The sequence below is a fragment of the Paenibacillus sp. BK033 genome (assembly GCF_004345425.1).
In the GTDB taxonomy this organism is placed as follows: domain Bacteria; phylum Bacillota; class Bacilli; order Paenibacillales; family Paenibacillaceae; genus Pristimantibacillus.
The window spans coordinates 260,268-274,116 of sequence record NZ_SLVP01000002.1; the positions used below are offsets into that span (position 1 = coordinate 260,268).

Here is a 13,849-nt window from a genome sequence, read left to right on the forward strand (position 1 = left end):
TTCGCAGTTTTTTCCGTTATTAGCAGTAGACTTTGAAGCGGACTCCTCTTGGAATCCAATCGTGTTGCGTCACTTACAGACGAGTAACCCTGTCAAGCCCCGCCCCATAAATTAAACCAACGGTCAGGCTCAGCGCTTGCACAAATACTTCGCATATTGAATCGGTCGCATATAGACCGCGCTTTGGTTGCGAATGCCGGCATAAAGCGATTTTTGAGGCTTTCCGTTTAGTTCAATGATCCATGCGTGCTCATTGTTGTCCAACGCAAAATCTACGCTGAATTCTCCTAAATGATAGGCGGTGTTTTCGTCCATGATTTCCGCGCTTCTTAAACTGATATCGTAAATCGAGCGAATAATACGAGCTGCTTTATCCGGTGGATACAGACGGTCGAGTATTTGTTGAGATAAACAAACTTCGTCAAAGATGCTAGTGTTAAAGCTGTCTTTCGTTGCGATTCGGCTGACAAGGTTTGTGACCGACCATAAGCCGTTTTCGTTTTTTTGTACAAGCGCCCGGATATCGAAAACTCGGTTATCTACTTGTTGAATAGGGATTCCTTCTTGCATGATATAGGGGGTGGAGCCGAGTATCGATTCTATGCTCTCTTGAAATTGCTGTGTGTCTTGAAAGATGATTTCAGGCGAAAAATAGTGATGTCCCAAATGGATTTCACCCGTAGCTTGCATTTCTGCACGAATTACACCTTTTCCTTGATGGCCATAACAAGGTTTAAAGTATACTTCTCGGTGAGCCCTTAGCAAATGAACGGCATTCTCCTTGTCGAAGGGAACGGTTGCCGGCAAATAATCGGAAAGCCATCTGTTTAAATTCGTATAAATCTCTTGTTTATTGAATTGATTAATATGATTGAAGCATTTATTGATGCCGATAACTTTCCCCAAACGTTCGATCAGTTGTTGATCGGTATTGTAACAACGGTTGTACACGACTTTGGGAAATGGAAAATCACCGATCACCCATCTGCCGTTGGATTGATGAAGCCCTATTATACGCTTTCGCTTCCAGTTGATAGATGACGGAGTAAAACAAAATAATTTCAGATTCATGGTATTGGACTGAAGATATTGCTTAAGAACGTTCTTCCGCTGCTTACGGTTTGCAACCAAAATGCCTACGAAACTCATTACTTTCCTCCAAAAATCTCATATAGAAAATCATATAAACAATGTATGTGAAGAAGCTGAACATGCATGGACAACAATACAACCGAGGAGAAAATTATTTGTGTACATGCAATTTAGTTTATCTACGGAATATTTTGTTTTGTGGCCGCTATGGAAGGAAGCATTTCGTAGTCACGCACCATCGGGCCTCATAGTCTTCATGCTCGCTAAAATAGTTAATAAGGAGTGTGCATACAAGGATGGGTAGATTACCAGGTCCACCGGGACCTCCCGGGCCTCAAGGGCCAGCAGGACCGCAGGGGCCAGCAGGTGCACAAGGGCCAGCAGGTGCGCAAGGGCCAGCAGGGCCAACAGGAGCAACAGGACCAACGGGACCAGCGGGACCACCTGGAGCACCAGGGCTATTAACTGGATTTGATTGCGCACAATATGCCGGAACGCCTCCAATTACCTTGACCTTGGCTGCGCCAACTGCCACCGTTTTAACGGTTGCGGCAACTGTAGCTGCACCTACCAACACCGTTTGGTTGACCGGCTACGTAACATGGACACCGAATTCTAACAATTTAACTTTAACGGCGGAAATCGTCCGCGATGATGGAGTTGTCATTGCAACCGCCATTGATACGGGATCGATGGCTATGAGTCCGTTTACGCTTGCTCTCACAGCCTGTGATGAAGCGCCGTTGACCGGCACTCATACCTATTCTCTGCGCGTTACGGGGAATATGGTGACTGGCGGGCAAACCATTATAATCAACTTTGCTGGCCTTACGGCAGCCGTTTTATCCACGTAATCAGAAGCCATCCGGCGGCAATACAAGTTACGATTAGGGCTAGAGTTCGAGTGCCCTTCAGACGACAACAAACCCAGTACCGTGTCGGTACTGGGTTTGTTGTAACCGATTAAAAAAAGAATACAGCGATTCATCTTCGGCATACTGCCGGACGTCCCCGCCAAGCCGATTGTATTATTTCAAACCGCTTGTACTGATTCCTTCGACAATATGCTTCTGGAAGAAGAAGAAAATCGCGAACACCGGAATCAAGCTGACAATGGACATCGCGAACATGGCGCCCCAGTTGGATAGCGTCTCGGCATCGAGATACATCTTAAGGGCCATGGATACGGTGTACATCGAAGGCTTATTCAAGTAGAGCAGCGGACCAATCAGGTCCTCCCAGCGCCAGTAAAACGAGAAGATTGCCGCGGTTGCCATGGCCGGAATAATAAGCGGCAGAATAATGCGGTAGAACAGTCTGAACTTGCCGCAGCCGTCAATGGTGGCCGCTTCGTCAAGCTCACCCGGAAGCGTCCGGATAAATTGCACCATCAGGAAGATAAAGAACGGTGCCCCGAAGTACGCCGGAATAACAATCGGCTTAATGGAATTGAGCCAATGAAGCTTGGAGAACAAAATATATTGCGGGACAAGCGTGACGTCATGCGGCAGCATGAGCGTCACCATCATTATCGCAAACCAGAATTTTTTGCCCCGGAAATTCAGCCGGCCGAAGCCAAACGCTACAAGTGCGGAAGACAATACCGCGCCGATTGTTGCGAGCACAACAAGCACTAACGTGTTGGTAATGTAAGTTCCAAACGTATGGCCGCCAATCCCTGCCCAGCCGTCCGAATAATTCGTCCAGATCCAGTGGTCCGGAATCAGTTGATTGGAAGTGGTGAAGATGGTTTCGCTTTTCTTGAAGGAGCTCATAAGGAGCCAGATCACGGGATAGATCATCAAGAAAGCGCCGCCTGCGGCTGCAATATGATAAATCGGCCATTTCCACTTTTTCGCTATCATGCGCTTATCCCTCCTTCGACTCGTAATGAACCCAGTATTTGGATGACAGGAACAAGACGGCTGTCAGTACCGATACGATGACCAGCATAATCCAGGCCATTGCCGACGCGGTACCCATATCGAAAAATTGGAAGCCCTGACGGAACAGGTAAAGCGAATACAGCAAGGTTCCGTCGAGCGGACCGCCTGTTCCTTTGGAAATAATGTAAGCTGGAACAAACGTCATGAAAGCTCCGATTGTTTGCATAATAGCGTTAAACAATATGATCGGTGTCAGCATTGGCACCGTAATTTTAAAAAATCGGTTAAACCCATTTGCGCCGTCTACGCTTGCGGCCTCGTATAAGCTGATTGGAATGTTCTTCAGTCCCGCCAGGAAGATCAGCATCGAAGAACCGAACTGCCAAGCCGACAACGTGATAAGCATCCAAAGCGCCGCCATCGGATCGGCAAACCATCTGACCGCATCCAGGCCTACGGCTTCAAGCAAACCGTTGATAATCCCTTTATCGCCGTACAGGTTGCGCCACATGATGGATACGGCTACGCTGCCGCCGATAATGGATGGAAGGTAAAACAAGGTCCGATACACGCCGACCGCTCTCGAAGCGGTATTAAGCAGCATGGCAACCATAAGGGCAAAGAACAAACGAAGCGGAACTCCGATAAAGACGTACAGGAATGTTACCTTTAACGATTTCCAGAACTTCTTGTCACTCGTGAAGAGATCATGGTAATTGTCGAAGCCAACCCAATTCGGGGTGGTAAACAGGTCATAATCGGTAAACGACAAATAAAGGGATGCTAAAATCGGAACAAACGTAAAGACAAGAAAGCCGACAACGAAAGGGCTGATAAACGCGTAACCCGTTAAATCTCTCTTAAAAACCGCTTTCATATAAGACCAACTCCTGCACAAGATTCGCTACCGGTGAAACGGCCGGCGCCCATGAGGAGCAGCACGCGTTTCGCGGTGAAATATAAGCCTTGTTATAAAGGATGGCCGGCCGTTCATGGCCAGCCATCCCTGCCTGTCATCTCTTATTTGTTCTTGGCTAATATCGCATTGGCTTCTTCGCGGAATTGCTTGGCAGCGTCTTCCGGCGTAATTTGCTGGAAGTCCATTTGCTCCGCAATCGAGCTGAACAAGGTAATAATCTCTGCCGCGCCGATTGGATCCGGCGGATCCATTGGCGAGCTATTCTCTTGTGCCCATGCCACATAATCGAATACTTGCTGCTGAGCCGGCTCAAGCGTTGGTTTGATAGCTTCAATGACTTTGCTGTTTACAGGTACGCCGCGGTCGCCTTTAATCAGCTTGTTTGCCTCGATATCATTCACGAAGAAGTTGATAAAATCGGCAGCAGCTTCTTTTTGCTTGGAGTTCTGAGCGATCGAGAAGTACATGCTTGGCTTCAGGTAGAGACCCTTCACGCGGTCAGGATTCGGCATATTCGCCATTTCAAGCGGACGGTTAGCAACCTGCTGAATGCCCACGAACTGATTGGTCCATTGCCAGATCCCCACTTGCTGTCCTTTAACAAGGAGATCGTCTTCCAAACCTTTAATTTGCGCTTTCACGTCCGGCGGAGGCGTATCCCCGTCTTTCACGAGCTGTGCCAGCGGCTTGAAGAAATCAACGAACAGCTGGTCGTCATCGTATCCGAGCGCCGTGCCTTCCGCATTGTAGAGATGCTGGCCTTTCGTACGCAGGTAGTAGCCGAAGAATACTTCCGGACGGAAGCCGTTATCGAAGTAGAGTCCCGCTTCCTTCGCTTTCGACGCAAGAGCGAAATAGTCGTCCCAAGTCCAGTCATCTGCGGGCTTGTCTACGCCAAGCTTCTTCAGCAATTCAGGATCATATTGGAAGTTTACGGTGTTTACGCCAAGGTTAAAGCCATAAAGCTTGTCGCCTAATTTACCGCCGGAGATCGCGTTCTCCGAAATATCCGTTGTGTCGATCTGTTTGTTCAGGTAAGGCGTAAGATCGGCCAGCTGGCCCTTGGAGCCGTATTGCGACAGGTAGGAGATATCCATCTGCACGATGTCCGGCAGCTCGCTTGCAGCGGCTTCGGGAGCAAGCTTCTTCCAGTAATCGTCAAAGTTGGCGTATTCGGACTCGATCTTCACGTTTGGATGAGCGGCCTCATACATTTTGATAACTTCCAGCGTGTAATCGTGTCGAGGCTGCGAACCCCACCAAGCGATACGGAGCGTAATGTTTTTCCCCGTGTCCGTTTTCCCGGCATTTGCATTTGCCGAAGTGCTTGCCCCCGTATTGGCGGCTTGATTTGCGTTGTTATTGTTGCCTCCGCCGCATGCCGTAAGAGTCGTAGCCAAGATGAGTGCGATTGCTGCTGATAGCTTCTTTCCCATGTTTCTAGCGCCCCTTCCTCAAACCATGTAAGTGTTTACATTTCCTATAGTACAGTTAAAAAGGAGAGCCCGGAATCGAATAACCAGTGATTTTTCGTCAAAAAACAGACATCTTGTTTAAGAGAATTTCTTGAAATCCGATGGTGACTTTCCGGTATATTTCTTAAAGACCTGGCTGAAATAATGAGGATTGTCGCCGAATCCAAGCTGCTCAGCCAGTTCAAATACTTTAACGTCGCTGCTTGCCTCGATTAGCTCGAGCGCTTTGTCCATTCGCGTTTTCATGACATAATTCGAAAATTTATCCCCAGTCTCTTTTTTGAACAGCTTGCCTAAGTAATCCGCATTCATGTACAATATCTCGCTTGCCGCCCACTGCAGGGAAAGCGCCGGATTGCTCAAATGCTCGCTGACGATATTCATCATTTTTTGAATGATTCCCGAATGCCTGCAGGATTGTATCTCGTAGTTCTCCTGGCAAATCCGCTTTGCGGCCTCCTCTACAAAGCTTTGCAGCGCCTGCAAGGTGCTGAGGGATTCAAGCTTGGCCAGCAGCTGCAAATATTCGTTCATCCGCTTTGGCTCCGCCTGCCGGATTAACGCTACGTACAAGGGAATCACATACGATTTGGCCGTGGAGTTATCCAGCCTAAGCTCCGCCAGAATCCGGAATGCTTCCTCAAGCTCCTTGTTCACCTCTTCCCAGTTGCCTGATTTGGCCGCCATGCAGAGCTGCGTATCGTCAAACAGAAAAGCCTGCTCCTCTTGCTCATCCTGCTGCTGGATGTCCCGAACCGTGATGAGGCTTCCCCCGCCTAAATAGAAGCGATGATTCAGACAGCTTCGCGTATCCATGTACATTTTCCGGGCTTCCGCCAGCTCGCCGGCATCACTGATCGCTATGGTTGTATCCAGCTTGAAATACCCCGTGAAAGTCCGTTTGACATCCGCCAAAATGCTCAGCAGCTCGCTTTCGGGATACTGGTCCCGAATCAGGATCAGCAGCTGACTGCCTAACGTAGTGCTGAGCAGAATGGTAGGCTTGCCGATTATGTCTTCTGCGATATTTTTCAACGCAAACAGATGATCGAACTCGAAAGGACCCTCGAGCTGACACAAAAGCAGCCGGGCTTCCAGATTCTCGAGCTGAATGCCGAACAGCCTGCCGTACTCGTCCCATTCGCGGCGCCCGTAGCGCTTGTTCGTAACATACTCCTTCAGGAATTGCTCCTTCGCGCTGGGCAGCACCTTCTTCAGCTCCTCCTGCATGCGCTGCAGGAAGGCATCGGTACTTCGTTCCTGATCAAGCTGCTCTACGACCGACACTATCGCTTCGGCAATCGTATTTTCGTTGCAGGGCTTCAGCAAATAATGCTTGACCCCGTACTGCATCGCTTGACGGGCATATTCGAAATCGCCAAAGCCGCTAAGCATAATGCACGCGATATGCGGATAAGCCTCCTTCACCCGCTTCACCAGACTAAGGCCGTCCATCCCCGGCATGCGGATATCGCTGATAATAATGTCCGGCGGCTGCGTCTCGATAAACTGCAGCGCTTCCAATCCGTTGCGCGCCGTACCGGCAAGCTGCGTCCCGTATTTATCCCAGTCCATGAGAGAAGCGATACCCTCCAGAATAATCCGTTCGTCGTCAATCAGCAGCACTTTATGCTTCATATTCTCTCCCCCATTTCGATTGGCAGATACAAGATAATCCGTGTGTCCTGCTGCGGAACGCTTTCTACCCGAATGCCATAGGCTTCTCCAAACAGCATCTTGATACGGTCCTCAATGTTGCGCAGACCGATTCCCGTTCCCCTCGGCTCGATTTCTCCGTTTCTAAGCCGTTCAATGACATCCGGCGCAAGCCCCGGACCGTTATCCGCAACGGTGATGGCAATGCCGCCTTCGTATTCTTCGGCCGTAATCGTGATGACGCAAGCTTCGATCATTTGCTCCAGCCCGTAATGGATCGCGTTCTCGACCAGCGGCTGCAGGCTGAGCTTCGGCACATAGACGCCTGACAGACGGTCGGGGATCCGGTTCTCGAAGACAAGCCGCTCTTCGAATCGGATATGCTGGATCGCAATGTAATGGCTGACCAGCCGCATTTCATCTTCGAGAGTCACGGTTGGCTGCTTGTGGCTGATCGTGCTGCGAAGCAAGTAACCCAGCGATTCGACCATAATGGAGATCTGCTTATGCCCGGCGATTTTGGCTGACCAGTTAATGGATTCCAGCGTATTGTACAAAAAATGCGGATTAATCTGCGCCTGCAGCGCTTTGAATTCCGTATCCTTGATAGTCAGCTGCTTTACGTAATTTTCGTTGATCAGCTCGTCAATTCGTCCCACCATCATCCGGAAGTTGCGCTGCAGCTGGCCGGCTTCATCCTTCGCGAGATTGCGCTCCTCCGGCTCTTCCGCAAATTCGAAATGTCCAAGCTGAATTCGCTTCATTCTCTGATTCAGCCGTTCTATAGGCCCCGTTATGGAGCGGGAGAAGCTGAGCGCGGCCCCCAAAATTAGAACCGAAAGCAGAATATACACGATAATAACGGTATTTTTAGCCGATTCCGTTGTATGGAAGATCTGATCGTAAGGCATTACGTTTACGTACACCCAATCCAAATAGCCGGAGGAATAATAAGTGATGAAATATTTTTTGCCCGACAACGATACTATCTTGAAGCCCTGCTGTCCGGTTAACGGCAAGGAGGTCAGATTCATTCCGTTAGGCTGATCATGCGGATAGACCAAATTGCCGCCCTTTTGCATGATGGCAAAATACGCTTTGGAATTGTCTGCCGAGGTTACAAGATCGCTATAAAGGCGGTCAATGTCGATTCTGACCGCCATATTGCCCAGATGATCCAGCTCCAGCCCGTCCACCCTGCGGATTTCCCGGCCCGCAATCAGCGCGTTATCTCCGTAATCCGGAAAGACGAACTGTACGCCGCCGTTTGTTTTGTTGGTTTCGTTTACCACTTGCGCGTTGCGCTCGGTTGACAAATTAATCATCTTGTAACCGTTTCCATATTGCTTCTTGAAAACATCCATCACATGAAACGACAGTATATATTTCTCGTTGCTGGTGAAGGTCAAGAGCCTCTGCCGTATATTAACCGCTGTCAGATAATTGCTGTATTCGGAGCCGCCTGCCTTGATCTCGCTCAAATAATCCTGAATATAACTGTCCGTCGCGATCTTGAAGGAGATCTTCTCCATATTGCGGAGCTCCTTCTCGACGCCTAGCGAAGCGCTGTTCAGGGCGCTGGCCGACTGCTTGTAAATTTCCTTGTCGTAGGCGTGAAAGGCATACTTCATGACCGCAAAGGTTGCAATGCCGATAACCGCCATCATAAAAGCTAGCAGGACGATTATTTTATACTTGATGCGCAAATTATAATAGAAAGCTAATATCCCCTGCCTCAAAACGTGGTCCCCCCAGTCATCATGCGCAAGCATCGGAAATGAAGAAAAGGCAGCAAATACAGCGAGTTAATCCCCGCAGTACCGCTGCCCGTAAATACTTGCTTTTACGCTAGGTCACTGGTGGATAGACTCTTAACGGAGCGCTGTAATCTCCAGGAATCGTCCGTATCCATCATACCATGCATCCCCTTGTTCAGGGTCGTAAACCGTAACCGGGAAAGAATCCCTGATAACGCGGCGGGCTTCCCATATATCCGCGAATTCGCCTCCGGCAATCCATTGAACCGCCAGATTGCCAATCGCGCTTCCTTCCGCGGGTCCAGCCCATACCGGCTTGCCGATCGCATTTGCCGTCCATTGGCACAGCAGCGTATTATGAATGCCGCCGCCTACCATATGAAGACCGTTAAACTGCTGGCCGGACAACCGTTCCGTCAACTCCAGCACGTAACGGTATTTGAAAGCCAGGCTTTCCAATACGCAGCGGACAAGCGTGCCTGCATCCTCCGGAACCGGCTGATTCGTCTTCCGGCAATAGGCCTTGATTCTCGCCGGCATATCGCCTGGCGCCATAAACACGGGATCGTCCGGGTCGATAAAGGCCGTAAACGCAGGAGCTTCGCCCGCAAGCTTAACAAGCTCGGGGAAGCTGTACTCCTGTCCGGAACGCTCCCATTCCCTCCTGCTCTCCTGCAGAATCCATAAGCCCATGATGTTCTTCAACAGACGGTAAGTACCGCCAAAGCCGCCTTCATTCGTAAAATTAAGCTGCTCCGCTTCCGCCGTCATAATCGGCTCTTGGATCTCCGTTCCGAGCAGCGACCATGTTCCGCAGCTTAAGTAAGCGAAGGAGCGTTCAAGCGCCGGTACGGCGACAACGGCCGATGCCGTATCATGCTCCGCCACGGCATGAACCGCAATCGGGCCAAGTCCAAGCTCCTCTTGAACGGATGGCTGCAAATACCCGGCTCTCGATCCGGGCTGAAGCACTTGTCCGAACAAGGACTCCGGCAAGCCAAGATGCTTAAGCAAACCCTCATCCCATTGCCGCTTGAGCGGATTGTAGAGTTGAGTGGTCGTTGCGTTGGAAAACTCGTTGTGCATTTCGCCGGTCAGGAAATACCGAAGCAGATCCGGAATCATCAGGAAACGCTTCGCTGCGGCAAGCTGCGGAGATTGATGAACTTTGGCTGCATAAAGCTGATAGATCGTATTAAACGGCAGGAACTGAATGCCCGTCCGCTTGAAGATTTCCGCAGGCGTTAATTCATCCTGAAGTCTCTCCATCATGCCGGCGCTTGAAAGGTCGCGATAATGAAGAGGATTGCCAAGCAAACTTCCGTCTGCGGCGATAAGTCCGTAGTCAACCGCCCAGGAATCAATGCCGACGCTTTGCGGCACTACCCCTTTATGCTTGGCTTTAAGCAGGCCTTGCTTGATCTCATGGTACAACCGCAGAATATCCCAGTGCAGACGGTCGCCCGTCTGCACCGGATCGTTAGGAAAGCGGTGAAGCTCTTCGGTTACGATCTTGCCGTCCTTCAGACGGCCAAGGATCGCTCTTCCGCTGCTTGCACCGAGGTCAAATGCCAATATGTCCGACAAACGGTCGCCCTCCTAATCGCGCTTTTGCAATACGTTTCGTTCGTATTCTTTCACTTCGCTGATCCACTGCTCGCGCACCGGAACGCCTTTTGTCGCGCAATAGTAATCCCAGATCGCGCCAAACGGATACGATTTGAACTCTTCGGTGAGCGCAAGGCGCGTCGTATAGTCGCCTTCCAGCTCGATTTTTTTCAGCGTTTCCACCGGCTCGAGCATCGCGCGTAGCAAAGCCTTGATAGTGTTGCGCGTGCCAACCACCCAAGCGGCTACGCGGTTAATACTGGCATCGAAGAAATCGAGACCGATATGGGTTGTGCCCAGCAGATCATGACGAACCAGCTCTCTGCCGATCTCAAGCAGCTCATCGTCCATGATGACGACATGGTCGCTGTCCCATCTCATCGGACGGCTCACGTGAAGAAGAATGCCGCTTGTGAACAGAGCAAGAGATGACAGCTTATTCGAGATGACCTCCGTCGGATGGAAATGACCCGCATCCAGACAGATCAGCTTGTTATTCTGCAAGCCGTAGCCCATATAAAATTCGTGGGAGCCAACGACATACGCTTCCGAACCAAGCCCGAACAGCTTGCTCTCCACCGCATCCAGGTTGTATTTAGGATCAAGCGGCTCCGCAAACACTTCATCAAGCGAAGCTTTCAGTCGTTTGCGCGGAGTCATCCGGTCTACGGGATTATCCTTGAAGCCGTCCGGAACCCAGACGTTGGTCACGCAGGTCTGGCCCAGCTGCTCGCCAAAGTAAGCGCCGATTCGGCGGGAAGCCTTGCAGTGGTCAATCCAGAACTGGCGGATCTCCGGATCCGGATGGCTCAGCGTAAAGCCGTCGCTCGATTTCTCGTGAGAGAAGCAGGTTGGATTAAAGTCGAGTCCAAGCCCTTGCTCCTTCGCCCAGGTTACCCAGTTTTCGTAATGACGAGGTTCAAGCTGATCCAGCTCAACCTTCTCGCTCGTATCCGTATAGATCGCGTGAAGGTTTACTTTATGCTTGCCCGGAATGAGGGAGAAGGCTTTCTCCAGATCGGAGCGAAGCTCCTCCGGCGTTCTTGCCGCGCCCGGATATTGGCCGGTAACCGAAATGCCGCCGGTTAATTCCTGGTCCGCGTTCAGGAAGCCTTTTACGTCGTCGCCTTGCCAGCAATGCATGGAGACTTTGACCGTCTCCAGCTTGCGCAGTACTTCATCCGTATCAATCCCATGCTGGGCGTACAATGCTTTCGCCGCTTCATAAGCTTGCTTTACATTTTGGTCCATCGGTATGGGGGCCTCCTTCTCAGCGTGTGAATGCAGCCGGTACGCCGCCGTCAATCGTCAGCATGCAGCCGGTTGTTTTGTCCGATTTCGAGGATGCGAAGAAAGCAATGCCTTCGGCGATATCTCTCGGATAAATATTGACGAGCAGCGTAGTCCGTTTGCGGTAGTGCTCTTCCAATTGGTCCGGCTCGATGCCGTAAGCCGCGGCGCGTTCGTTGCGCCATGCGCCATTCCAGATCGCGGAGCCCTGCAGTATCGCATCCGGCAGAATCGTATTGACGCGAATGCCGAATTCGCCGCCTTCCGCAGCGATGCAGCGTGCCAGATGAGCTTCCAGCGCTTTCGCCGAGCTGTAAGCCGTAACGCTTTTGCCTGCGAAGATCGAGTTTTTGGAGCCGATGAACACCATGTTGCCGCCAATGCCCTGCTGCTTCATCAGCTTGAACGCTTCGCGGGCAACAAGGAAATAACCGGTTCCAAGGACGTTAATATTCAGATTCCATTCTTTGAGGGAGGTTTCGTCAAACGGGCTGGATGTTGCCAGGCCAGCGTTGTTGACGATAATATCCACGCCGCCGTAGACGAGGGCTACTTCCGCATAAGCTGCCTGTACCGCTTGCTCGTCCGTAACGTCCATTTTCACGGCATAAGCGCGGTTCTCGCCGTATTTGTCGTTAATTTCCTGCGCAACCTTCTCCGCGCCTTCCAGATTCAAGTCGGCCAGCACGACATGCGCGCCTTCCGATACGAGGCGGCGGGCCGTCTCGCTGCCGATCCCGCCGGCACCGCCCGTAATAAAGGCAACCTTGCGGGAGAATTCGGCTTCAGCCGGAGCCAGCGACAGCTTGTAAAGCTCAAGCGGCCAGTATTCCACGTTGTACGACTCGTTCGCGCTCAGCGACACGAAGTTGCCAAGCGCCGTCGCGCCGCGCATAACGGAAATGGCACGGTGGTACAAAGCGCCGCTCACTTGCGACAGCGCCCAGCTCTTGCCCGTGTTGATCATGCCAATACCAGGAATCAGGATCACGCGCGGAGCCGCTTCGAACATCACGTCGCCTTCATTTTTGTTTTCCTCGAAATAAGCTTTGTATTGCTCTTTATAAGCGGCAACGCCTTCAATCAATTTCGACTTCAGGCCATCGATATCCTCCGCGTTAGGCGTCCAATCGATAAAGAGCGGAACAACCTTCGTGTGAACGAGATGGTCGGGGCAGGCTGCGCCTACTTGCGACAGCTGCGGAGCGTCCGCGCCGCCAACGAAAGCCAGCACATCGTCTTGATCGTCGAACGAGAGAATCATTTTCTTCACGTCGGATACGGCTCCGCGGATCGTAGGCATTACCTGCGATACGATTTGACGGCGAATCTCTGCCGGAAGCGCTTCATGCTTCACGCCCCCGAACAATTTGGCTTCGTTGACGCGGGCTTCGATGAAAGCTTCCGCTTCATTAATAATCTTGATGGTCTGCGCGTAGCATTCCTCGGACGTTTCGCCCCAAGTTACGAGGCCATGCTTCTCCATCAGAACAAGCTCGGCATTCGGATTAGCCAGCACGCCTTCCGCGATCATTTTCGATAGAGTAAAGCCAGGACGCACGTAAGGCACCCATACGAAGCGGTTGCCGAAAATCTCTTCCGCCAGATGGCGGCCGTTATCCGCGCAGCACAGGCTGATAATCGCATCCGGATGCGTATGGTCCACATGCTTGAATGGCAGGAAGGCATGCAGCAGCGTCTCGATCGAAGCACGCGGATGCTTCGCGTCGATCATGCAATTGCCAAGGTAAGCAACCATCTCTTCGTCTGTCATGGCATCGCGTTCGAACAATGGACGGATATCCTCCATGCGGAGACCGGTGAAGTTCGCCGCTTTCATCGAACCAAGGTCCGAACCGCTGCCTTTCACGTACATCACTTCAATATCGCGGCCGCGGAAATCTTTTACCGTTGTTTTCGTGGAAGTATTGCCGCCGTAAATGTTGCACACGCGGCGGTCTGCTCCGATCAGGTTAGAGCGATAAACCAATTGATCGAGTCCGTTCGTAAATTCAGATGCTTTAGATGATTGCCATAAGCTTTGTACCATTTTGTTTACCTCCGAATACGTTGTTTTATCTTTATGTTTTGATAGTAACATGTTTGTTTATATTTGAAAACAAAAATATTTCGGGCATAAACAAATATATTCAAAAACAAAAGAGC

General features: G+C 50.9%; 10 protein-coding genes. 1 reads left to right on the forward strand and 9 read right to left on the reverse strand.

The window, feature by feature from the left end:
• Nucleotides 1-129 precede the first annotated feature (129 nt).
• A complete protein-coding gene (locus EV294_RS08440; protein ID WP_132305773.1) occupies nucleotides 130-1,149 on the reverse strand; it encodes a YheC/YheD family endospore coat-associated protein in 1,020 nt (339 codons plus the stop codon).
• Nucleotides 1,150-1,388: 239 nt separating this feature from the next.
• Between EV294_RS08440 and EV294_RS30260 the strand changes: the two genes are divergently transcribed.
• Nucleotides 1,389-1,946, forward strand: coding sequence for a hypothetical protein (locus EV294_RS30260; protein ID WP_165930616.1), 558 nt, complete (start codon nucleotides 1,389-1,391; stop codon nucleotides 1,944-1,946).
• Nucleotides 1,947-2,120: 174 nt separating this feature from the next.
• Here EV294_RS30260 and EV294_RS08450 read toward each other — a convergent pair whose 3' ends face one another.
• From EV294_RS08450 to EV294_RS08485, 8 genes are all read right to left on the reverse strand, one after another.
• Nucleotides 2,121-2,957, reverse strand: a complete 837-nt coding sequence (locus EV294_RS08450; RefSeq protein WP_132305775.1) for a carbohydrate ABC transporter permease — start codon at nucleotides 2,955-2,957, stop codon at nucleotides 2,121-2,123.
• A gap of 4 nt (nucleotides 2,958-2,961) precedes the next feature.
• A complete protein-coding gene (locus EV294_RS08455) occupies nucleotides 2,962-3,855 on the reverse strand; it encodes a carbohydrate ABC transporter permease (RefSeq protein WP_132305777.1) in 894 nt (297 codons plus the stop codon).
• A gap of 143 nt (nucleotides 3,856-3,998) precedes the next feature.
• Nucleotides 3,999-5,333 (reverse strand): ABC transporter substrate-binding protein, encoded by a 1,335-nt coding sequence (locus tag EV294_RS08460; protein ID WP_132305779.1) that lies wholly within the window; start codon nucleotides 5,331-5,333, stop codon nucleotides 3,999-4,001.
• A gap of 117 nt (nucleotides 5,334-5,450) precedes the next feature.
• Entirely contained in the window at nucleotides 5,451-7,010 is a 1,560-nt protein-coding gene (locus EV294_RS08465; protein WP_132305781.1) for a response regulator transcription factor, read from the reverse strand.
• On the reverse strand, nucleotides 7,007-8,767 hold the full coding sequence (locus EV294_RS08470; RefSeq protein WP_165930617.1) for a cache domain-containing sensor histidine kinase: 1,761 nt from the start codon (nucleotides 8,765-8,767) through the stop codon (nucleotides 7,007-7,009). Before EV294_RS08470 ends, EV294_RS08465 begins: the two co-directional genes overlap by 4 nt.
• Nucleotides 8,768-8,899: 132 nt before the next feature.
• On the reverse strand, nucleotides 8,900-10,372 hold the full coding sequence (locus EV294_RS08475; RefSeq protein ID WP_132305785.1) for a rhamnulokinase: 1,473 nt from the start codon (nucleotides 10,370-10,372) through the stop codon (nucleotides 8,900-8,902).
• Between the two features lie 12 nt (nucleotides 10,373-10,384).
• On the reverse strand, nucleotides 10,385-11,644 hold the full coding sequence (gene rhaA / locus EV294_RS08480; protein WP_132305787.1) for an L-rhamnose isomerase: 1,260 nt from the start codon (nucleotides 11,642-11,644) through the stop codon (nucleotides 10,385-10,387).
• Between the two features lie 19 nt (nucleotides 11,645-11,663).
• A complete protein-coding gene (locus tag EV294_RS08485; RefSeq protein ID WP_132305789.1) occupies nucleotides 11,664-13,733 on the reverse strand; it encodes a bifunctional aldolase/short-chain dehydrogenase in 2,070 nt (689 codons plus the stop codon).
• Nucleotides 13,734-13,849: the final 116 nt, after the last annotated feature.

What these genes read in the sequence shown, in the direction of transcription:
- EV294_RS08440 (WP_132305773.1), bottom strand. Translation starts at nt 1,149, where the DNA reads ATGAGTTTCGTAGGCATTTTGGTTGCAAACCGTAAGCAGCGGAAGAAC.
- EV294_RS30260 (WP_165930616.1), top strand. Translation starts at nt 1,389, where the DNA reads ATGGGTAGATTACCAGGTCCACCGGGACCTCCCGGGCCTCAAGGGCCA.
- EV294_RS08450 (WP_132305775.1), bottom strand. Translation starts at nt 2,957, where the DNA reads ATGATAGCGAAAAAGTGGAAATGGCCGATTTATCATATTGCAGCCGCA.
- EV294_RS08455 (WP_132305777.1), bottom strand. Translation starts at nt 3,855, where the DNA reads ATGAAAGCGGTTTTTAAGAGAGATTTAACGGGTTACGCGTTTATCAGC.
- EV294_RS08460 (WP_132305779.1), bottom strand. Translation starts at nt 5,333, where the DNA reads ATGGGAAAGAAGCTATCAGCAGCAATCGCACTCATCTTGGCTACGACT.
- EV294_RS08465 (WP_132305781.1), bottom strand. Translation starts at nt 7,010, where the DNA reads ATGAAGCATAAAGTGCTGCTGATTGACGACGAACGGATTATTCTGGAG.
- rhaA (WP_132305787.1), bottom strand. Translation starts at nt 11,644, where the DNA reads ATGGACCAAAATGTAAAGCAAGCTTATGAAGCGGCGAAAGCATTGTAC.
- EV294_RS08485 (WP_132305789.1), bottom strand. Translation starts at nt 13,733, where the DNA reads ATGGTACAAAGCTTATGGCAATCATCTAAAGCATCTGAATTTACGAAC.